The 20,943-nt window shown below is 71.1% G+C and carries 18 protein-coding genes; 14 read left to right on the forward strand and 4 right to left on the reverse strand.

Annotated features, from left to right (window positions below; all coding sequences use genetic code 11):
- Positions 1-140: 140 nt before the first annotated feature.
- The 3 genes from ABZY44_RS10595 (at position 141) to ABZY44_RS10605 (ending at position 3,571) form a co-directional block, all read left to right on the forward strand.
- Positions 141-1,268, forward strand: coding sequence for an Rv2578c family radical SAM protein (locus tag ABZY44_RS10595; protein ID WP_356652054.1), 1,128 nt, complete (start codon positions 141-143; stop codon positions 1,266-1,268).
- A gap of 200 nt (positions 1,269-1,468) precedes the next feature.
- The gene (locus ABZY44_RS10600) at positions 1,469-3,040 is read left to right on the forward strand and encodes an alpha/beta hydrolase (RefSeq protein ID WP_356652056.1); all 1,572 of its coding nucleotides are present in this window, start codon (positions 1,469-1,471) and stop codon (positions 3,038-3,040) included.
- A gap of 123 nt (positions 3,041-3,163) precedes the next feature.
- Entirely contained in the window at positions 3,164-3,571 is a 408-nt protein-coding gene (locus tag ABZY44_RS10605) for a RidA family protein (RefSeq protein ID WP_356652058.1), read from the forward strand.
- 63 nt (positions 3,572-3,634) lie between these two features.
- Here the strand turns inward: ABZY44_RS10605 and ABZY44_RS10610 are convergent, their stop codons facing one another.
- Entirely contained in the window at positions 3,635-4,192 is a 558-nt protein-coding gene (locus tag ABZY44_RS10610) for an adenylosuccinate lyase (protein WP_356652060.1), read from the reverse strand.
- A gap of 451 nt (positions 4,193-4,643) precedes the next feature.
- On the opposite strand from ABZY44_RS10610, the gene ABZY44_RS10615 reads away from it, so the two are divergent.
- The 11 genes from ABZY44_RS10615 (at position 4,644) to ABZY44_RS10665 (ending at position 18,070) form a co-directional block, all read left to right on the forward strand.
- Positions 4,644-6,464, forward strand: a complete 1,821-nt coding sequence (locus ABZY44_RS10615) for a 3-hydroxybutyryl-CoA dehydrogenase (RefSeq protein WP_356652062.1) — start codon at positions 4,644-4,646, stop codon at positions 6,462-6,464.
- A 166-nt stretch (positions 6,465-6,630) separates the two neighbouring features.
- Positions 6,631-7,494, forward strand: coding sequence for a TetR family transcriptional regulator (locus tag ABZY44_RS10620; protein ID WP_356652064.1), 864 nt, complete (start codon positions 6,631-6,633; stop codon positions 7,492-7,494).
- A 457-nt stretch (positions 7,495-7,951) separates the two neighbouring features.
- Positions 7,952-9,289: a crotonyl-CoA carboxylase/reductase gene (ccrA, locus tag ABZY44_RS10625; protein WP_356652066.1), complete on the forward strand. Its 1,338-nt coding sequence runs from the start codon at positions 7,952-7,954 to the stop codon at positions 9,287-9,289.
- Between the two features lie 31 nt (positions 9,290-9,320).
- Positions 9,321-11,426 carry a protein meaA gene (locus ABZY44_RS10630; protein WP_356652068.1) on the forward strand — a complete coding sequence of 702 codons (2,106 nt, stop codon included), beginning with the start codon at positions 9,321-9,323 and terminating at the stop codon, positions 11,424-11,426.
- Positions 11,423-12,397 (forward strand): CoA ester lyase, encoded by a 975-nt coding sequence (locus ABZY44_RS10635; protein WP_327256009.1) that lies wholly within the window; start codon positions 11,423-11,425, stop codon positions 12,395-12,397. The genes ABZY44_RS10630 and ABZY44_RS10635 overlap by 4 nt, the downstream gene beginning before the upstream one ends.
- Positions 12,398-12,401: 4 nt before the next feature.
- Complete coding sequence (locus tag ABZY44_RS10640; protein ID WP_356652070.1) at positions 12,402-12,914, forward strand: MaoC family dehydratase; 513 nt, start codon at positions 12,402-12,404, stop codon at positions 12,912-12,914.
- Between the two features lie 4 nt (positions 12,915-12,918).
- Positions 12,919-14,124 (forward strand): acyl-CoA dehydrogenase family protein, encoded by a 1,206-nt coding sequence (locus ABZY44_RS10645; RefSeq protein WP_356652072.1) that lies wholly within the window; start codon positions 12,919-12,921, stop codon positions 14,122-14,124.
- Between the two features lie 185 nt (positions 14,125-14,309).
- Positions 14,310-14,966 carry a phosphatidylserine decarboxylase gene (locus tag ABZY44_RS10650; RefSeq protein ID WP_328301641.1) on the forward strand — a complete coding sequence of 219 codons (657 nt, stop codon included), beginning with the start codon at positions 14,310-14,312 and terminating at the stop codon, positions 14,964-14,966.
- Positions 14,959-15,819, forward strand: coding sequence for a CDP-diacylglycerol--serine O-phosphatidyltransferase (gene pssA / locus ABZY44_RS10655; RefSeq protein WP_356652075.1), 861 nt, complete (start codon positions 14,959-14,961; stop codon positions 15,817-15,819). The genes ABZY44_RS10650 and pssA overlap by 8 nt, the downstream gene beginning before the upstream one ends.
- 207 nt (positions 15,820-16,026) lie before the next feature.
- The gene (locus tag ABZY44_RS10660; RefSeq protein ID WP_356652077.1) at positions 16,027-17,505 is read left to right on the forward strand and encodes an AlkA N-terminal domain-containing protein; all 1,479 of its coding nucleotides are present in this window, start codon (positions 16,027-16,029) and stop codon (positions 17,503-17,505) included.
- A 46-nt stretch (positions 17,506-17,551) separates the two neighbouring features.
- Positions 17,552-18,070, forward strand: a complete 519-nt coding sequence (locus tag ABZY44_RS10665) for a methylated-DNA--[protein]-cysteine S-methyltransferase (RefSeq protein WP_356652200.1) — start codon at positions 17,552-17,554, stop codon at positions 18,068-18,070.
- Between the two features lie 36 nt (positions 18,071-18,106).
- On the opposite strand, the gene ABZY44_RS10670 is transcribed toward ABZY44_RS10665, so the two are convergent.
- Genes ABZY44_RS10670 through ABZY44_RS10680 form a run of 3 tightly spaced genes read right to left on the reverse strand, consistent with a single transcriptional unit; the run spans position 18,107 to position 20,898 of the window.
- The gene (locus tag ABZY44_RS10670; protein ID WP_356652079.1) at positions 18,107-18,535 is read right to left on the reverse strand and encodes a hypothetical protein; all 429 of its coding nucleotides are present in this window, start codon (positions 18,533-18,535) and stop codon (positions 18,107-18,109) included.
- 52 nt (positions 18,536-18,587) lie between these two features.
- The gene (locus ABZY44_RS10675) at positions 18,588-19,088 is read right to left on the reverse strand and encodes an NUDIX hydrolase (protein WP_356652081.1); all 501 of its coding nucleotides are present in this window, start codon (positions 19,086-19,088) and stop codon (positions 18,588-18,590) included.
- A 37-nt stretch (positions 19,089-19,125) separates the two neighbouring features.
- The gene (locus ABZY44_RS10680) at positions 19,126-20,898 is read right to left on the reverse strand and encodes a BCCT family transporter (RefSeq protein WP_356652083.1); all 1,773 of its coding nucleotides are present in this window, start codon (positions 20,896-20,898) and stop codon (positions 19,126-19,128) included.
- Between the last annotated feature and the right edge of the window lie 45 nt (positions 20,899-20,943).

Raw genomic sequence — 20,943 nt, forward strand, 5'->3', positions numbered from 1 at the left:
CACGGGGGCGGCCCCTCTCCTCGCGCCACCGGCCCTCGAGGTCCCGTAGCCCGCGCCGCCTGACCGGCACGTTCCGCGCGGCGCACGATCATGGGAACGTTTGTTCTATTCTCGGGGAGAGCGAGCGAGGGAGGCGCACCATGCGCTGGGACCATCTGAGCGACGGAGCAGACGGAGCAGACGGAACGGACGGAACGGACGGAACGGACGGAGCCGGCACGGCGAAGGGCGACGGACGCGGGCGCGGGCGCGGCGGCAGCGGACCCACGGGTCCGGCCGCGCTCTTCGGGACCGGCGCCGTCGTGACCCGCACGTTCGACACCCCCGAATTCCGGGGGATCACCTTCCACGAGGTCCGCGCCCGCTCGATCCTCAACCGGGTCCCCGGCGCCTCGCGGATGCCGTTCGAGTGGACCGTGAACCCCTACCGGGGCTGCAGCCACGCCTGCGTCTACTGCTTCGCGCGCAAGACGCACAGCTACCTCGATCTCGACACCGGCATCGGCTTCGACTCGCAGATCGTCGTCAAGACCAACGCCCCCGAGCTGCTGCGCCACGAGCTCGGCTCACCCCGCTGGGCCGGCGCGCACGTCGCCATGGGCACCAACGTCGACTGCTACCAGCGCGCCGAGGGCCGCTACCGCCTCATGCCCGGGATCATCGGGGCGCTGCGTGAACGCGCCAACCCCTTCTCCATCCTCACCAAGGGCACCCTGATCCTGCGCGACCTCCCCCTCCTCCAGGAGGCCGCCGCCGTCGCCGACGTCGGGATCTCGGTCTCCGTCGGCTTCACCGACACCGCCCTGTGGCGCACCGTCGAACCCGGCACCCCCTCCCCCGCCGCCCGGCTGCACGCCGTGCGCACCCTCACCGACGCCGGCATCGAGTGCGGGGTGCTGATGGCTCCGGTGATCCCCTTCCTCGGCGACTCCCCGGAGCAGCTGCGGGACACCGTCCGGGCCGTCGCCGCCTCGGGCGCGACCTCCGTGACGCCCCTGGTGCTCCATCTGCGGCCCGGCGCCCGCGAGTGGTTCACGGCCTGGCTGGGCGAGCACCACCCCCACCTGGTCGAGCGGTACGAGCGGATGTACGCGGGCGGCTCGTACGCGCCCACCTGGTACCAGCGCGCGATCACCCGCCAAGTCCACGAACTCGCCGCCGAATTCGGCATCGGCCCCGGGGGACGCGGACCCGCGCGCCGGGTCGTCGCCCCGGAGCGGCCGGCCGGACCCGCGTCCGCCGGGCCGACCCAGCTGAGCCTGCTCTGAGTCCGCTCTGAGCCCGCTCTGAGTCCGGTCCGGGGCTGCTCAGAGCCCGCTCCGGGCCAGCTCCGGGCCTCCCGGAGCCCTCCGTTCGACCGTACGACCGACTGAAAGGTCATCACATCGGGCCAATCGGCCGCCCAATCCCCCCTTCCGAGCGCAGGTTCCGGGACGATTCCGCCCAGAACCCTCGGCTGGGAGGCCCCATGAGCGCCACGATCCGTCCACCCCTGAAGAAGCGCGCCGCCGTCCTGCTGGCGGTCACCACCGTGGCCGCCGCGCTCGCGAGCCCGGTCACGGCCGCCGCGCCGTCCGCCGCCGCCCCCGCACCCCCGCGGTGGTCGAACTGCGCGACCTCCCGCTACCCGACGCTCCAGTGCGCCTCGCTCAAGGTCCCCCTCGACCACGACCGCCCCGACGGCCGGCAGATCGCACTCGCCCTGACCCGGGTCCCCCACACGGCCGCCCGCTCCCAGGGCCCGCTGCTCGTCAACCCGGGCGGCCCCGGCGGCAGCGGCCGCACCCTGGCCGGGTACATCGCCGCCGCGCTGCCCAAGGACGTGGCCGCCCAGTACGACGTGATCGGCTTCGACCCCCGGGGCGTCGGCAAGAGCGAGCCCGTCCTGGACTGCGGCGCCGGGCACTTCACGCCCGTGCGGCCCGATTCCGTACCGCTGGACGCGCAGACCGAGCGGGCCAACCTGGAGCGGGTGAAGTCCTTCGCCGAGTCCTGCCAGACCAAGCACGCGGACGTGCTGCCGTACATCGGCACGGTCTCGGCCGCCCGCGACCTCGAGGTGCTGCGCGCCGCCCTGCGCGCGGACAAGCTCAGCTACCTCGGCTATTCCTACGGCACCTACCTGGGTGCCGTGTACGCCAAGCTGCACCCCGAACGGATCCACCGCCTGGTCCTCGACTCGGTCGTCGACCCGGCCGGGGTCTGGTACGAGGACAACCTCGCGCAGGACCAGGCCTTCGACGCCCGCCACAAGTCCTTCCTCGCCTGGGTGGCCCAGTACGACTCCACGTACCACCTCGGCACCGATCCCTCCGCGGTCGAGACCCGCTGGTACGCGATGCGCTCCGCGCTGCGCGCGACCCCCGCCGGCGCCAAGGTCGGTCCCGCCGAGCTGGAGGACACCTTCATGCCGGGCGGCTATTTCAACGGCTACTGGCCCCACCTCGCCGCGGCCTTCTCCGCGTACGCCGTGAAGGGCGATGCGAAGCCGCTGGTCGCCGCGTACGAGAAGTTCGGCGCGGTGGAGCCGTCGGCCGGCAACAGCTACAGCGTGTACACGGCGGTGCAGTGCCGGGACTCGGCGTGGCCGAAGGACTGGAACCGGTGGCGCGCGGACATGTGGCGCACGCACGCCAAGGCGCCTTTCATGACCTGGAACAACGCCTGGTACAACGCTCCGTGCGCGTTCTGGCCGGCCGAGTCGCTCGAGGCCCCGGACGTCACGAACACCGCCCTCCCGCAGGCGCTCCTCTTCCAGGCGACGGAGGACGCGGCGACCCCGTACGAGGGCGCGGTGAGCATGCGGCGCAAGCTCGCGGGATCGGCGCTGGTGGTCGAGGAGGGCGGCGGCAACCACGGCATCGCGCTCAGCGGCAACAAGTGCCTGGACGAGAAGCTCGCTTCGTACCTGCTGACGGGCAAGGCCGCGGACGCCGCCTGCCCCGCCCAGCCGGCCCCCAAGCCCCTTCCGGCGACGCGCGCGGTCCCGGCGTCCGCGGGCGGCGCGGCGCTGCACGGCCTGCTGGGCTTCCGCGGATAGGTGCTCCGGGAAGCGGTTCCCCGGGGAGCAGTTCCATGGGAGCGGTTCCCGGGGGCCGTTCCCAGGGTCGGTTCCCAGGGGGCGGGCGGTGGCCGCCGCTCCGGGCCGGGCACAATCGCGGCCATGACAGCCAACAGCCACCTCACCCGGATCCCCGCTCCCGAGGGCGTCGCCGCCGGTACCGGATACAGCCACGTCGTCTGGGGCACCGGCCGGTTCGTCGCCGTGTCCGGGCAGTGCGCCTTCGACGAGAAGGGCGAGGTGGTCGGCGCGGGCGACGCCGCCGCCCAGGCCCGGCAGGTCTTCGAGAACCTGCGGCGGTGCCTGGCGGCGGCCGGGGCGACCTTCGACGACGTGGTCAAGCTGACCTACTTCGTCACGGACGTGGCCGATCTGCCGGCGGTACGCGAGGCCCGCGACGCGGTGATCGCCCCCGACCGGCTGCCGGCCTCCTCGGCCGTCCAGGTGGCGGCGCTGTTCCGGCCCGAACTGCTCGTGGAGATCGAGGCGTTCGCCGTGGTTCCGACGTAGCCCGGCGCCTGGTCGCGGGGAGCGGTCCGGCCGGGCCCGGTTGCCCCGTGGACGGCCGCGGCCCTAGCCGGGTTCCAGCCCCCGCAGGGCCGCCGTCGCCGCCACCGCGAGCCGGGGGTGGGACTGCGCCCGGGTCAGGACCTCCCGGGCGCGCCGGTCCCCCAGCGCGCCCAGCCCCTCCACGCACGCCAGTGCCACCCGCCAGTACGGGTCGTTCGGCGCGAGCAGCCTCGCCAGGGTGCGGATCAGGGCCGGCGCCGACTCCGGGGCGCGCAGCGCCGTCAGCAGCCGGACGGGGTGCAGCGCGTAGGCCGTGCGCAGTTCGTTGGTCGCGAGCGCCGCCGCCGCGCGGGCGGTACGCGGGTCCCCGAGGACGGCCAGCGCCTGCGCGGCGGCCTCGCAGCGCGGCGGGTCCCGGTGGTTGAGGAGCAGGACGAGCGATTCGAAGGCCCGCCGGTCGCCGGCCAGGCCGAGCCGGTAGGCGGCCAGCTCGCGGGCCCACAGGGGCCGTCCGGACTCGGTCAGGGAGGCCGCCAGGCCGTCCGGGCCGGCCGCGAGCAGCGCCTCGTACTCCGGCGCCCGCGAGGCCTCCGCCCGCAGGCGCTCCAACACGTCGTTCACGCGGCCACCCTAGGGTGCGGCGGCGGCCGCCGCGCCGGGTTCCGGCACAGCGGTTGATCGATGATCGATGATCGGTACATTTGGGCGGTACAGGTCACATCTCCGCGCTCTGGCGGACCAGTTACCGACGGGTTACTGTCGCTACAACACGTACGAGGGCGGCCTGGTGACGCAGCCCCCTCGTGCCAGTCGGTTCTGCACGACCCGCACCGTCTTCACGGCGTGACCCCGGGACAGGGCTCCGCCGTTCTCGCCCTCCGGGCCTTCCCACGGGCTGCTGCCCGCGGGCATCGGCCGTCGGGCTTCTTCCCCGCGGGCTCTTTTCCCACGGGCTCCGGGTTCCCTCCCTCAGGGGTCCCGGGCATCTCCGCACGGCTTTCCGTACGGCATCCGCGCGCGCCGTGCGCCGCGCGCTCCCCCAGTCGTCACCCTCTTCCACTGGAGTCCCGCGATGGACCTTCCGTCCACGTCCAGTCAGTCCTCCCCCTCCCGGCCCGCCCTGCAGACCATCGCCGTCGTCGGCCTCGGCACCATGGGCACCGGCATCGCCGAGGTGCTCGCCCGCGCCGGCCGCGAGGTCGTCGGCATCGACATCAGTGACGCCGCCGCCCGCCGCGCCACCGCGGCCCTGGCCGCCTCCACCGCCCGCTCCGTGGTCAAGGGGCAGCTCACCGAGCAGGAGCGCGAGGGCGTGCTCGCCCGGTTCCGGACCTTCTCCGAGCTGGGCGCCGCCGCCGAGGCCGATCTCGTCATCGAGGTCGTTCCCGAGTCCTACGAGCTCAAGCAGCGCGTCTTCCGCGAGCTGGACGCGATCGTGCGGCCCGGCACGATCCTGGCCACCGGCACCAACGCCCTGTCGGTCACGCGGATGGCCGCCGAGTCGCGGCGCCCGGAGCGCGTGGTCGGCCTGCACTTCTTCAACCCGGTCCCGGCGATGAAGCTGGTCGAGGTCGTCTCCAGCGTGCTGACGGCCCCGCCGGCCGTCGAGGCGGTCACCGAGCTCGCCCGCCAGCTCGGCAAGGAGCCCGTCGCGGTCGGCGACCGGCCCGGCTTCGTCGCCGACGGCCTGCTGTTCGGCTACCTCAACCAGGCCGCCGCCATGTACGAGGCGAAGTACGCCTCCCGCGAGGACATCGACGCGGCCATGCGGCTGGGCTGCGGTCTGCCGATGGGCCCGCTCGCGCTGCTCGACCTGATCGGCGTGGACACCGCCCGCACCGTCCTGGAGGCCATGTACACGGCTTCCGGTGACCGGCTGCACGCTCCGGCCCCGATCCTCGGCCACCTCGCCGAGGCGGGCCTGACCGGTCAGAAGTCCGGGCGCGGCTTCTACACGTACGAGGCCCCGGGCAGCCAGGTCATCGTCCGCGACCTGCAGACCCCGCCGGACGGCGACCTGGTCCGCGCGAGCCGTCCGGTGAACTCGGTCGGCGTGGCCGGTTCGGGCACCATGGCGAGCGGCATCGCCCAGGTCTTCGCCCAGGCCGGCTTCCCCGTGGTGCTCGCGGCCCGGAGCCAGCAGAAGGCGGACGCGGCGAAGGCCGCGATCGGCAAGTCCCTGTCCCGTGCGGTGGACCGGGGCCGGCTGACGGAGCAGGCCGCCGCGGCCACGCTGGGCCGGATCACGGCGGCGGGTTCGCTGGAGGCGTTCTCCGAGGTGGACCTGGCCGTCGAGGCCGTCGCCGAGGACCTGGCGGTGAAGCAGGAGCTCTTCCAGGCCCTGGACAAGGTCTGCAAGCCCGGCGCGGTGCTGGCCACCACGACCTCCTCGCTGCCGGTGATCGCGATCGCCCGCGCGACCTCGCGTCCGCAGGACGTGATCGGCATGCACTTCTTCAACCCCGCTCCGGCGATGAAGCTGGTCGAGGTGGTCCGCACGGTCCTGACCTCCGACGACGTGCACGCCACGGTCCGCGGGATCTGCGCCAAGGTGCGCAAGCACGCGGTGGACTGCGGGGACCGCGCGGGCTTCATCGTGAACGCGCTGCTGTTCCCGTACCTCAACAACGCGATCAAGATGGTCGAGCAGCACTACGCCGGCATCGACGACATCGACGCGGCGATGAAGCTGGGCGGCGGTTACCCGATGGGGCCCTTCGAGCTCCTCGACGTGGTCGGCCTGGACGTGTCGCTGGCCATCGAGCAGGTCCTGCACAAGGAGTTCCGCGACCCGGGTCTGGCCCCGTCCCCGCTGCTGGAGCACCTCGTGGCGGCGGGCTGCCTGGGCCGGAAGACCGGCCGCGGATTCCGTGAGTACGCCCCCCGCCGGTAACCGACGGCGGGCCACCGAGCCGGATGCGTGGGGAGGGCTGCTCGGGTCTGCCGGACCCTCACGGCAGGCCGTACCTTCCGAGCCCAGTGCGGGCTCTCCCCCGCATCCACCCCGGCCCCACCACCCTCGGGAACGCTCTCCCGCACAAATGAAGTACTTTCGCTCTATGTCCCAGCCCGCCAAGTCCTCGACCCGCGCCTCCTCGGCCTCCGACGCCACGGAGAGCCCGGCCGGCACCAAGGCGGCCGCGCAGCGGCTCAAGATGCGCCGCGAGCTGGCGGCGGCCGCTATGGAGCTGTTCGCGACCAAGGGGTACGAGGCGACGACGGTCGACGAGATCGCCGCGACGGCCGGGGTGGCGCGCCGGACCTTCTTCCGGCACTTCCGGTCCAAGGAAGAGGCGATCTTCCCGGACCACGACGACACCCTGACCCGCGCCGAGGCCGTCCTCGAGGTGGCCCCGGCCCACGAGCACCCGCTCGACACGGTGTGCCGGGGGATCAAGGAAGTCATGAAGATGTACGCCGCCTCGCCGGCGGTGTCGGTGGAGCGTTACCGGCTCACCCGCGAGGTGCCCGCGCTGCGGGAGCGGGAGATCGCTTCGGTCGCGCGCTACGAGCGGCTGTTCACCCGCTATCTGCTCGCGCACTTCGACGAGCAGGACCACCACGACGGCAACGACGACCCGCTGCTGGCCGAAGTGGCCGCCTCGGCGGTGGTCACGGCCCACAACCACGTGCTGCGGCGCTGGCTCCGGGCGGGCGGCCAGGGGGACGTCGAGGCGCAGCTGGACCACGCCTTCTCGATCGTGCGCAAGACCTTCGGCTCCGGGATCGGCGCCGGGCGCACGCTGGGCTCGGGCACGGCGGGACACGCCGCCGCTCCGGTCCAGGGATCCACCGGGGCCTCGACGCCGGCGCCGGCCGCGGTGCGCACCCAGGGCGAGGTACTGGTGGCGGTGGCCCGCACCGACGCCCCGCTGGACGAGGTCATGCGGACCATCGAGGAAGCACTCCGGCACACGTCGTAGCGACCTGCCCTTCCCGCGCGTACGACTCGCGCATCACTCGCGCACCACTCGCGCACAGCTCTTGTGTAGCTCGCGTCACAGCGGCCGCTCCCGTAACGGGGGCGGCCGCTTTCGTTTGTCCGGGTTGCCCCTACTCGCCGGTAACTCTGATCGATCATCGCTCATCCGTGCAGGTCAATCGGCAAATGAGAGAAAGTTTTGGCACGCGGTGCCTTGCTGAGTGACACGGGGTGCCATACGTTAAATCTTGTCCGGATGTCCCCGCGGCCCAGCCCACTCGGCACGGAACGCGCCCCGGATGCCTGCGTCACCAGGCCCCCGCAACGCCCCACCACAGGCAACGCGCAGCAGTACCCCAGCCGAATCGACGGCGCCCCGAAAACCCCACCGCTCCACCGCTCCACGCAACCCGTTTCCCTCAGCGCACCCTCATCAGCGCACGGCCGGAGGCAACACCGTGAAGGACATCCTGGACGCGATCCAGTCGCAGAGCGCTTCGTCCGCCGACTTCGCAGCCCTGCCGCTCCCCGACTCGTACCGCGCGGTCACCGTGCACAAGGACGAGGCGGAGATGTTCGCCGGGCTCACCACCCGCGAGAAGGACCCGCGCAAGTCCCTGCACCTGGACCAGGTCCCGGTGCCGGAGCTCGGCCCGGGCGAGGCCCTGGTGGCCGTCATGGCCTCCTCGGTCAACTACAACTCGGTGTGGACCTCGATCTTCGAGCCGGTGTCCACCTTCAGCTTCCTGGAGCGCTACGGACGCCTCTCGGAGCTCACCAAGCGCCACGACCTCCCGTACCACGTCATCGGTTCCGACCTCGCGGGCGTCGTCCTGCGCACCGGTCCCGGCGTGAACGCCTGGAAGCCCGGCGACGAGGTCGTCGCGCACTGCCTCTCGGTCGAGCTGGAATCCTCCGACGGCCACAACGACACGATGCTCGACCCCGAGCAGCGCATCTGGGGCTTCGAGACCAACTTCGGCGGCCTGGCGGAGATCGCACTCGTCAAGTCCAACCAGCTGATGCCCAAGCCCGACCACCTCAGCTGGGAGGAGGCCGCCTCCCCCGGCCTGGTCAACTCCACCGCCTACCGCCAGCTGGTCTCCCGCAACGGCGCCGGCATGAAGCAGGGCGACAACGTCCTGATCTGGGGCGCCAGCGGCGGGCTCGGCTCCTACGCCACCCAGTTCGCGCTGGCCGGCGGCGCCAACCCGATCTGCGTCGTCTCCAGCGCGCAGAAGGCGGACATCTGCCGGGCGATGGGCGCGACCGCGATCATCGACCGCAGCGCCGAGGGCTACAAGTTCTGGAAGGACGAGCACACCCAGGACCCCAAGGAGTGGAAGCGCTTCGGCAAGCGCATCCGCGAGCTGACCGGCGGCGAGGACATCGACATCGTCTTCGAGCACCCCGGCCGCGAGACCTTCGGCGCGAGCGTCTACGTCACCCGCAAGGGCGGCACCATCACCACCTGCGCCTCGACCTCGGGCTACATGCACGAGTACGACAACCGCTACCTGTGGATGTCGCTCAAGCGCATCATCGGCTCGCACTTCGCGAACTACCGCGAGGCGTGGGAGGCCAACCGCCTGATCTCGAAGGGCAAGATCCACCCCACCCTCTCGAAGGTCTACTCCCTGGAGGAGACCGGCCAGGCCGCCTACGACGTCCACCGCAACCTCCACCAGGGCAAGGTCGGCGTCCTCGCGCTGGCCCCCGAGGAGGGCCTGGGCGTCCGGGACCACGAGATGCGCGCGACGCACCTCGAGGCGATCAACCGTTTCCGGAACGTCTGAGACCGTTCAAGGGCCAAAGGGACAGCCTGAGATGACAGAGCGCCAGAAAGACCGTCCGTGGCTCATGCGGACGTACGCCGGCCACTCCACGGCCGAGGCGTCCAACGAGCTGTACCGCCGCAACCTCGCCAAGGGCCAGACCGGTCTGTCGGTCGCCTTCGACCTGCCGACGCAGACCGGCTACGACCCGGACCACATCCTCGCCCGCGGCGAGGTCGGCCGGGTCGGGGTTCCGGTCTCCCACCTGGGCGACATGCGGCGGCTGTTCCAGGACATCCCCCTGGAACAGATGAACACCTCGATGACGATCAACGCCACCGCCATGTGGCTGCTGGCGCTCTACCAGGTGGCCGCCGAGGAGCAGGGCGCGGACATCGCCCAGCTCCAGGGCACCACGCAGAACGACATCGTCAAGGAGTACCTCTCGCGCGGGACGCACGTCTTCCCGCCCGGGCCCTCGCTCCGCCTGACGACGGACATGATCGCGTACACGGTCAACCACATCCCGAAGTGGAACCCGATCAACATCTGCAGCTACCACCTGCAGGAGGCCGGGGCCACGCCCGTCCAGGAGATCTCGTACGCGATGTCCACGGCCATCGCCGTACTGGACTCCGTGCGCGACTCGGGCCAGGTCCCCCCGGAGCGGTTCGGCGAGGTCGTCGCCCGCATCTCCTTCTTCGTGAACGCGGGCGTCCGCTTCATCGAGGAGATGTGCAAGATGCGCGCGTTCGGCCGCATCTGGGACCAGATCACCCGCGAGCGCTACGGCATCGAGAACGACAAGCAGCGCCGCTTCCGCTACGGCGTCCAGGTCAACTCCCTGGGCCTGACCGAGGCGCAGCCGGAGAACAACGTCCAGCGCATCGTGCTGGAGATGCTCGCGGTCACCCTCTCCAAGGACGCCCGCGCCCGCGCCGTTCAGCTGCCGGCCTGGAACGAGGCGCTGGGTCTGCCCCGGCCCTGGGACCAGCAGTGGTCGCTGCGCATCCAGCAGGTCCTGGCCCACGAGAGCGATCTGCTGGAGTACGAGGACATCTTCGCCGGCTCCCACGTCATCGAGGCCAAGGTCGAGTCCCTGGTGGCCGAGTGCCTGGCGGAGATCGACCGGATCCAGGAGATGGGCGGCGCGATGGCGGCCGTCGAGTCCGGATACCTCAAGGGCGAGCTCGTCTCCTCGCACGCCGAGCGGCGGGCCCGGATCGAGGAGGGCAAGGACAAGATCGTCGGCGTCAACTGCTTCCAGCAGACCGAGGAGAACCCGCTCACCGCGGACCTCGACGGCGCCATCATGACGGTGGACGGAGCCCTGGAGGCGCAGACCGTCGAGCGCATCGGCCGCTGGCGGTCCGAGCGCCAGGAGTCCTCGGACCGGCAGGGCGAGGGCGACCCGTTCGTCTTCCCGACGGTCATGCAGGCCCTGGACCGGCTGAAGGAGGCCGCCGCCGGGACCGAGAACCTGATGGAAGCCACCCTGGAGTGCGCCCGCGCCGGTGTCACCACCGGCGAGTGGTCGAGCGCGCTGCGCGAGGTGTTCGGGGAGTTCCGGGCGCCGACGGGGGTCTCCTCGGCCCCGGTGGCCGTGACCGCCGAGGAGGGGACCCCCATGGCCCTCGTCCGCGCGAAGGTCTCCCGCACCGCCGAGGATCTGGGCTCCGGCCGGCTGCGCCTGCTGGTCGGCAAGCCCGGCCTGGACGGGCACTCCAACGGGGCCGAGCAGATCGCCGTACGCGCCCGCGACGCCGGTTTCGAGGTGGTCTACCAGGGCATCCGGCTGACCCCCGAGGAGATCTCCTCGGCGGCGCTGGCCGAGGACGTGCACTGCGTGGGACTGTCCATCCTGTCCGGCTCGCACAGCGCGCTCGTGCCGGACGTGCTGGAACGGCTGCGTGCGGCGGGGGCGGGTGACATCCCCGTCGTCCTCGGAGGCATCATTCCGAATGCCGACGCCGTGGCCCTCAAGGCCGCCGGGGTGGCCGCCGTCTTCACCCCGAAGGACTTCGGCATCACGGAGATCATCGGCCGTATCGTCGACGAGATCCGCAAGGCGAACAAGCTCGACCCGCTCGGCGACGCCGACGACAGCCCCACCAACGACGCCATCGACACAGCTGCAAGCACGGAGGTCCCCGCATGACCACGCCCTCTTCCCCGGTCAACCGGCTGCGGCCGCGCCGCTCCTGCCTCGCGGTGCCGGGTTCCAACCCCCGGTTCCTGGAGAAGGCTCAGGGCCTGCCGGCCGACCAGGTCTTCCTCGACCTGGAGGACGCCTGCGCCCCGCTCGCCAAGGAAGGTGCCCGCCACACGATCGTGGAGGCGCTGAACCAGGGCGACTGGACCGGCAAGACCCGTGTGGTGCGCGTCAACGACTGGACCACGCACTGGACGTACCGCGACGTGATCACGGTCGTCGAGGGCGCCGGCCAGAACCTCGACTGCATCATGCTGCCGAAGGTGCAGGACGCCCAGCAGGTGGTGGCCCTCGACCTGCTGCTGACGCAGATCGAGAAGACCATGGGCTTCGAGGTCGGCAAGATCGGCATCGAGGCGCAGATCGAGAACGCCAAGGGCCTGGTCAACGTCGACGCGATCGCCGCCGCCTCGCCGCGGCTGGAGACGATCATCTTCGGGCCGGCCGACTTCATGGCCTCGATCAACATGAAGTCCCTGGTCGTGGGCATGCAGCCGCCCGGCTACGGCGCGGACGCCTACCACTACATCCTGATGCGGATCCTGATGGCGGCCCGCATGCACGACCTGCAGGCGATCGACGGCCCCTTCCTCCAGATCAAGAACGTCGACGGCTACCGCGAGGTCGCCGGGCGCGCGGCCGCGCTCGGCTTCGACGGCAAGTGGGTGCTGCACCCCGGTCAGGTCGACGCGGCCAACGAGGTCTTCTCCCCCTCCCAGGAGGACTACGACCACGCCGAGCTGATCCTCGACGCGTACGACTGGTGCACCTCGGAGGCCGGCGGCAAGAAGGGCTCGGCGATGCTCGGCGACGAGATGATCGACGAGGCCAGCCGCAAGATGGCCCTGGTCATCTCGGGCAAGGGCCGCGCCGCGGGCATGCAGCGCACCACCAAGTTCGAGATCCCGGAGGCCTAGGACCATGCAGTTCGGACGCACTTACGAAGAGTTCGAGATCGGCGCGGTCTACAAGCACTGGCCCGGAAAGACGGTCACCGAGTACGACGACCACCTCTTCTGCCTGCTGACCATGAACCACCACCCGCTCCACATGGACAGCAACTTCGCGGAGAACACCACCGACTTCGGCAAGAACGTCGTCGTGGGCAACTACATCTACTCGCTGCTGCTGGGCATGTCCGTGCCGGACGTCTCGGGCAAGGCGATCGCCAACCTGGAGATCGAGTCGCTGCGGCACGTGGCGCCGACCTTCCACGGCGACACCCTCTACGGCGAGACCACGGTCCTCGACAAGACCCCGTCGAAGTCGAAGAACGACCGCGGCATCGTCTACGTGGAGACCAAGGGCTACAAGCAGGACGGCACCCTCGTCTGCGTCTTCCGGCGCAAGGTGATGGTCCCGACCGAGACGTACATCAAGGAGCGCGGCGGCGAGCAGCCCGGCCGCCCCACGCTGAAGGAACAGGGGAAGTAGAACCATGAGCCGACTTGCCCAGACCGCCGGCCTGACGGACGACCAGAGGGACATCCTCAAGACCGTCCGGGAGTTCGTCGACAAGGAGATCATTCCGGTCGCGACCGAGCTGGAGCACCGCGACGAGTACCCGCAGCAGATCGTCGACGGCCTCAAGGAACTCGGCCTCTTCGGCCTGATGATCCCGGAGGAGTACGGCGGCCTGGGTGAGTCGCTGCTCACCTACGCGCTGTGCGTCGAGGAGATCGCGCGTGGCTGGATGTCCGTCTCGGGCATCATCAACACGCACTTCATCGTGGCGTACATGCTCAAGCAGCACGGCACGCAGGAGCAGAAGGAGTACTTCCTCCCGCGCATGGCGCTGGGCGAGGTGCGCGGCGCGTTCTCCATGTCCGAGCCTGCGCTCGGCTCCGACGTGTCGGCCATCACGTCCAAGGCGGTGAAGGACGGCGACGAGTACGTCCTGAACGGCCAGAAGATGTGGCTGACGAACGGCGGGACGTCCACGCTGGTGGCCGTCCTGGTCCGAAGTGACGAAGGACACCCCGAGGGCACCGCCGCCCACAAGTCGATGACGACCTTCCTGGTGGAGAAGGAGGCCGGGTTCGGTGAGGTCCGTCCCGGCCTGACCATTCCCGGCAAGATCGACAAGATGGGCTACAAGGGGGTCGACACCACCGAGCTGATCATGGACGGACTGCGCATTCCGGCCAATCGGGTGCTCGGAGGCCAGACCGGCCGAGGGTTTTACCAAATGATGGACGGGGTCGAGGTCGGCCGCGTCAACGTGGCGGCGCGTGGCTGTGGCGTAGCGCAGCGTGCGTTTGAGCTGGGTGTCTCGTATGCCCAGCAACGTCACACTTTCGGCAAGGCCATCGCCGAGCACCAGGCCATCCAGTTCAAGCTGGCCGAGATGGCTACCAAGGTCGAAGCCGCCCATGCGATGATGGTCAATGCAGCACGCAAAAAGGACTCCGGGGAACGAAACGACCTCGAAGCAGGGATGGCGAAGTACCTCGCCTCCGAGTACTGCAAGGAGGTGGTGGAAGACGCGTTCCGCATCCACGGCGGCTACGGCTTCTCGAAGGAGTACGAGATCGAGCGTCTCTACCGAGAGGCGCCGATGCTGCTCATCGGCGAAGGTACCGCCGAAATCCAGAAAATGATCATCGGGCGACGCCTGCTCGAGGAGTACCGGATCCAGGGCTGAAAGTCGCTTTTGCGCCAGATCATCCTGTGGTTTTGCGCAAAAGAGTCACTGCCAGTCACTGGCCGACGGCCACCGACTCGGCTTCTGGCTTGCCCAGTTGTTGCGCGCAACCGATAGCATTCCAGTAAAGCCGCCGTCCCGTCCCCCTGTTTGCGGCGCGGCATCACCCGCTACGAAGGTCATCCATGCCCCACAGCCAAACCTCTGCACCTCGCGTCGGCCTCCTCGGTGGACGCCTCGCGCGCGGAGCATCGCCGTGGCTTCTGCCGACCGTCGCCACCGCCGCTCTCAGCCTCACCCGCGCCCGGAAGTCCGGACGCTGGGCGGCAGTGGCCGTGCCCACCACCGCGCTCGCGGCGGGCATGCTGTGGTTCTTCCGCGACCCCGAGCGTGAGATCACGCAGGGCCGGGTCATCTCGCCCGCCGACGGTGTGGTGCAGAGCATCATGCCGTGGAAGGACGGGCGGACCCGGGTCGCGATCTTCATGAGCCCGCTGAACGTCCACGTCAACCGTGCGCCCCTCGCGGGCACGGTGACGTCCGTGGAACACGTCCCCGGTGGATTCGTTCCGGCGTTCAACAAGGAGAGCGAGAACAACGAGCGCGTCGTCTGGCACTTCGACACCGAGCTCGGCGACATCGAGATGGTGCAGATCGCCGGCGCCGTCGCGCGTCGCATCGTCCCGTACCTGCCGGCCGGCACCAAGGTGGAGCAGGGCGAACGCATCGGTCTGATCCGCTTCGGCTCCCGCGTCGACATCTACCTCCCCGAGGGCGTCGAGGTCGCGGTCGAGGTCGGGCAGGCCACCACCGCGGGGGTGACCCGAATTGACCGTGACTGACCCAGAGACTCCGGCCACCGGCTGGGTGCCGGAGGCGTCCACGTCCGAGGAGGAGTCCGCCGAGGACGACATGCCGCTGTCACTGCGGCTGTCGATAGCGGACACCCTCACCCTCGGCAACGCGACCTGCGGATTCATGGCGGTGTACTTCACCACCACCGGGATCCTCATCCCGCACCTCACCGGCAGCGGCGAGTCGGGCATGGCCCGCAGCAGCGCCGCGACGGCCGTGATACTGATGCTGCTCGCCGCGGTCTTCGACCTCTTCGACGGCATCGTGGCCCGCAAGCTGCGCAGCTCGCCGATGGGCGCGGAACTGGACAACCTGTCCGACCTGATCAGCTTCGGGCTGGCGCCCGCGTACTTCGTCCTCGTCTACGGCATGGTCGCCGACGACGCGGTCCAGAAGATGTCGGCGCTGGCGGCGATCGTGGTGCTGCTGGCCGTGGTACTGCGGCTGGCGAGATTCAGCTGCGTGACGATGAAGGACGGCATGTTCCAGGGCATGCCGAGCCCCTTCGGCGCGCTGACGGTCGTCTCGATCGTGCTGCTGGAGCTGCCGTTCGTGCCGACCCTGCTGGCGATCGTCGGGGTGGCGTGGCTGATGGTGAGCCGGGTCGAGTACCCCAAGCCGCGGGGCGTCCTCGCGGTGGCGATGCTGTGCTGGATCGTCGGGGCGATGGGGCTGCTGGCGGCCTGGGCGTTCGACGCCCCGGGCGGCGGGCTGCTGCTCCAGACGGGCTGCGCGCTGCAGATCGCCCTGGCGGCGACCATCCCGCTGTTCGCGACGACTCGCCGGGCGAACACGTTCCGCCACAACCGTCGTGAGGCGAGGGCCACGCAGGCCCCGTGACCACGGCTGTACGCGTACGGAAGGGCCCCCGGCCGCCACCAGGCGACCGGGGGCCCTTCCGCTTCCTCCGCTTCCGCAGGGCCCTCGGCGGCCGCCGCACGGGGCTGGAGGGGCGCGAGGGCGGGGCGGCGGGAGCACGGCGCCCCACATAGCCTTGATGTCGGAAAACCGCCAGCCCCGGCATCGGCCCGCCGGGAGGATGGAGCCATGTACACCGACACCGAGCGCTGCGTGCGGGCCGTCCAGTCCAAGGACGCTCGCTTCGACGGCTGGTTCTTCACCGCCGTCCGGACCACCGGGATCTACTGCCGCCCCAGCTGCCCCGCCGTGCCGCCCAAGGTCGAGAACATGACCTTCCTGCCCAGCGCCGCGGCCTGCCAGCAGAGCGGTTACCGCGCCTGCAAGCGGTGCCGCCCCGACACCTCCCCCGGCTCCCCGGAGTGGAACGCCCGCGCCGACGCCGTCGCCCGCGCCATGCGGCTCATCCAGGACGGCGTCGTGGACCGGGAGGGCGTCCCCGGGCTGGCCGCCAAGCTGGGGTACTCCGCCCGCCAGGTGGAGCGCCAGCTCAACGCCGAGCTCGGCGCCGGGCCCCTCGCCCTGGCCCGCGCCCAGCGCGCGCAGACCGCCCGGCTGCTGATCGAGACCTCCGAGCTCCCCATGGGCGACATCGCCTTCGCCGCCGGGTTCTCCTCGATCCGGACCTTCAACGACACGGTCCGCGAGGTCTTCGCCCTCGCCCCCAGCGAGCTGCGCACCCGGGCCGAGAAGGGACCCAAGCAGGCCCAGGTGCCCGGCACGATCAGCCTGCGGCTCCCGTTCCGGACCCCGCTCAACCCCGACAACCTCTTCGGCCACCTCGCCGCCACCGCCGTCCCCGGCGTCGAGGAATGGCGCGCCGGCGCGTACCGCCGCACGCTGCGGCTGCCGTACGGCACCGGCGTCGTCGCGCTGTCCCCGCAGCCCGACCACATCGGCTGCCAGCTCGCCCTCACCGACCTGCGCGACCTCACCATCGCCATCAGCCGCTGCCGGCGGCTCCTGGACCTCGACGCCGACCCCGAGGCCGTCGACGAGCAGCTGAGCGCCGACCCGCTGCTGGCGCCCCTCGTGGCCAAGGCCCCCGGGCGCCGGGTGCCCCGCACGGTCGACGCGGAGGAGTTCGCCGTACGGGCCGTCCTCGGACAGCAGGTGTCCACCGCGGCCGCCCGCACGCACGCCGCCCGGCTGGTGACGGCGCACGGCGAGCGGGTCGGCGACCCCGACCCCGAGGGCGGCCTGACGCACCTGTTCCCGTCCTCGCAGGCGCTGGCCGAGCTCGACCCGCAGGCCCTCGCCCTGCCGCGCAGCCGCCGGTCCACCCTCACCACGCTCGTCGCGGCGCTCGCCGACGGATCCCTCCCCCTCGGCATCGACAGCGACTGGGACACGGCACGCGCCGGGCTGGCCGCGCTGCCCGGATTCGGGCCGTGGACCACCGAGATCATCGCCATGCGGGCGCTGGGCGACCCGGACGCCTTCATCCCCGCCGACCTGGGGATCCGGCGGGCCGCGAAGGGGCTCGGCCTGCCGTCCACCCCGGCGGCGCTCACGGCCCGCGCGGCGCACTGGCGGCCCTGGCGCGCGTACGCGGTCCAGTACCTGTGGGCCACCGAGGACCACGCCATCAACGTCCTGCCCGCCTGAACGGCGTGCACCGCCCGATCCGCCGAGGAGCACGACCACCATGTCCATGTCCATGTCCATGTCCAGCATCAGCCGGAAGCGGCACACCGTCGTCGAAAGCCCGTACGGTCCGCTGACGCTCGTCGCCACCGGCGGCTTCCTCAGCGGCCTCTACATGACCGGTCAGCGCCACCGCCCCGCCGAGGAGTCCTTCGGCGAGCGGGTCGCGGCCGGTGAGGAGCCCTTCCCGGAGGTGGTGCGGCAGCTGGCCGCCTACTTCGCCGGGGAACTCACCGCTTTCGACCTCCCCGTCCGGCTGGAGGGCACCGAGTTCCAGCGCAGCGTGTGGGAGCAGCTCGTACGCATTCCCTACGGGCAGACCTGGTCGTACGGGGAACTGGCGGCCCGGCTCGGCAAGCCGAACGCCTCGCGCGCGGTGGGCCTGGCCAACGGGAAGAACCCGGTCGGCATCATCGTGCCGTGCCACCGCGTCATCGGGTCGTCCGGCTCGATGACCGGTTACGGCGGCGGCATCGACCGCAAGGTGCGGCTGCTCGCCTTCGAATCCGGGGCCGGGCGGCTCTAGGTGTGCTGCCCGGGGCGCTCCGTCGCGGGACCCGCCTCAGATCACCAGGAGCGGGACCAGCAGGGCGAACGCGGCTCCGGCCTCGACCGCGTAGCCGTACAGGGACGGGTGCTGCACGGGGGCGGCCAGCAGCACCACGCTCTGCTGGGCCGCGGCCGCGTCCACCCACTCGGCGTCGGCCCCGAGGCTCCCCTGGTACCAGCCCTCGCAGGAGCCGGGGCCGGTGACGGCGAGGACGTCGTCCTCGCGGCGGTAGTAGGCCTGCCAGTCGGCGGCCGGCACGGACCAGGCCTCGAAGTCGGTGAACTGGGCCCAGCCGCCCTCGCGGATCGCGGTGTCGAACATCCAGACCCGCACCCCCTCGGGGGTGACCTCGCCACCGGCCTGCTGGTCGGTGGTGAAGTGGACCATGGGCAGGGCGTCGGGCCCGTCGGCGGTGCTGGGCCAGGCGTACATCGTGATCATCTGCTGAATTCTGTCCTGCTCGGTGTAGGCACGAAATAACGAGCGGGACGGGCTACGAAGCCTGCGGCCGGAGCCCGTTCTCGAGCTCGGCGGTACCCTCGCCCGACTGCAGGATCCGGTAGGCCTCCTGCGTGCGCGGCCCCGTCGGTCCCGGCAGGTAGGCCGTCAGCTCGGCCGGCTCGACCAGCCGCCACGAGATCAGCTCTTCCTCCTGGAGCTTGATCGAGGCGAGCTGCTCCGCGTCGAGCACACCGCCGTCGAAGAGGTACGCGACCAGCGGGGGCCGGTCCGTACCGAGGCTCCAGTCGACGGTGAGCAGACGGCCGAGCGGGACGTCGATGCCGATCTCCTCGGCACTCTCGCGGCGGGCCGCGGTGCGCGGGGACTCGCCCCGATCGGACTCGATGGTCCCGCCCGGCAGGGCCCAGCCCTCCCGGTAGTTGGGCTCGACGAGCAGCACCCGGCCCTCCGCGTCCCGGTAGAGGGCGGCCGCACCGGCCAGCACCCGGGGCAGGCTCGCGATGTAGGTGGCGTAGTCATCCGTGGTGGTCACGCCGCCACCCTAGCCAACCGCCCCGCGGGCGCGGCGGTCACGTCTCGGAACCGCCCCCGCCCGGACCGCCGCCGCTGCCGCCCGTCCCCGCACCCGTGCCGCCCGCACCGCCTTCGTCCCGGTCGCGGTTCCTCGCATCGGCCACGCGGCGCAGGCGCGGGTGGCAGGCCGGCCCCTGTTCGGTCAGGGCGTCGCCGACCATGGCCTTGACCGCGTCGCGCACGCCGTGCAGGGGGTGGTGGCGGACGGGGCCCGCGCCCGGGTCCTCCCGCAGCTCCTTCACCAGGGCCCAGCAGAGCAGCAGCATCACGACCACGAAGGGCAGGGCTACCAGGATGGTGGCCGTCTGGAGGGACTTCAGGCCGCCCGCGACGAGGAGTACGGCGGCCACCGCGGCCATCAGCACGCCCCAGGTGACGACCAGCCAGGTCGGCGGGTCGAGCGAGCCGCGGCTCGTGAGCGAGCCCATGACGAGGGAGGCGGAGTCGGCGCTGGTGACGAAGTACGTCATCACCAGCAGCATCGCGATCCACGAGGTGACCGTCCCGAGCGGAAGAGCGTCGAGCATCGCCAACAGCGAGGCCTCTGTGCCCTCCTTGACCTTGGAGGCCATGTCGGCGACGCCGGTGGAGTCGAGCCGGATCGCCGTGCCTCCCATGACGCAGAACCAGACGACGGTGGCGCCGCTGGGGACCAGCAGCACGCCGACGAGGAACTCGCGGATGGTGCGGCCGTGCGAGATGCGGGCGATGAAGGTGCCGACGAACGGCGCCCAGGAGAGCCACCAGGCCCAGTAGAAGATCGTCCACGCGCCGAGCCAGGCGCTGTCGGTGAAGGCGCCGGTGCGCGTGGCCATCGGGAGCAGCTGGTGCAGGTAGCTGCCGACGCTCGCCGGGATCACGTCGAGGATGTAGACGGTCGGCCCCAGGACGAAGACGAAGAGCATCAGGGCTCCGGCGAGCACGACGTTGGTCGTGCTGAGCCATTTGACGCCCTTGTGCAGGCCGGAGAAGGCGGAGAGCACGAAGGCGCCGGAGAGGGACCCGATGATGACGAGCTCGACGGTGGTCGAGTCCTCGATCCCGGCGGTGATGTCGAGCCCCTTGGCGACCTGGAGCGCGCCGAGGCCGAGGCTGGTGGCGGTGCCGAAGACGGTCGCGAAGACCGCGAGCAGGTCGATGGCCTTGCCCGGCCGGCCGTTGGCCCGCTCCTCGCCGATGAGCGGGACGAAGACGGAGCTGAGGCGGTTGCCGCGGCCCTTGCGGAAGGTCGCGTAGGCCAGGGCCAGGCCGGCGATCCCGTAGATCGCCCAGGGCGTGAGGGTCCAGTGGAAGAAGGAGTAGTCGAACGAGGCGCGGGCGGCGTCTCCGCTGCCGGGGGCGGCGCCGCTGGAGGGCGGCGGATTCAGGTAGTGGGTGAGCGGCTCCCCCACCCCGTAGAACATGAGGCCGATTCCCATGCCCGCGCTGAACATCATCGCGATCCACGCGAGGTTGGTGAACTCGGGCTCCGAGTCGTCCTCGCCGAGCCGGATCCGGCCGAAGCGGCTGATCGCGAGGACCACGCACATGACCAGGAACACGTCGGCGGCGATCACGAAGAGCCAGGCGAAGTTGTTCAGCACCCAGGCCAGCGCCGTGCTCGACGCCGTGTCGAAGGAACTCTTGCCGAGCGCCGCCCAGGCGACGACGGCGAGCACGGAGATCACTCCGATGGCCACGACAGCACGGTCGGGAGTGCCGTCGTCCGGACCCGTTGGGCCCCCGCCCGGGGAATCCGGACTTGCCTGTTCCAGTGAATCCGTGCGCATGCGGCCACACTATGCAGGCGTATATCCGTATTTAGGAGTATGGCG

The organism is Streptomyces sp. NPDC006544 (assembly GCF_040611715.1).
Taxonomy (GTDB): Bacteria; Actinomycetota; Actinomycetes; order Streptomycetales; family Streptomycetaceae; genus Streptomyces.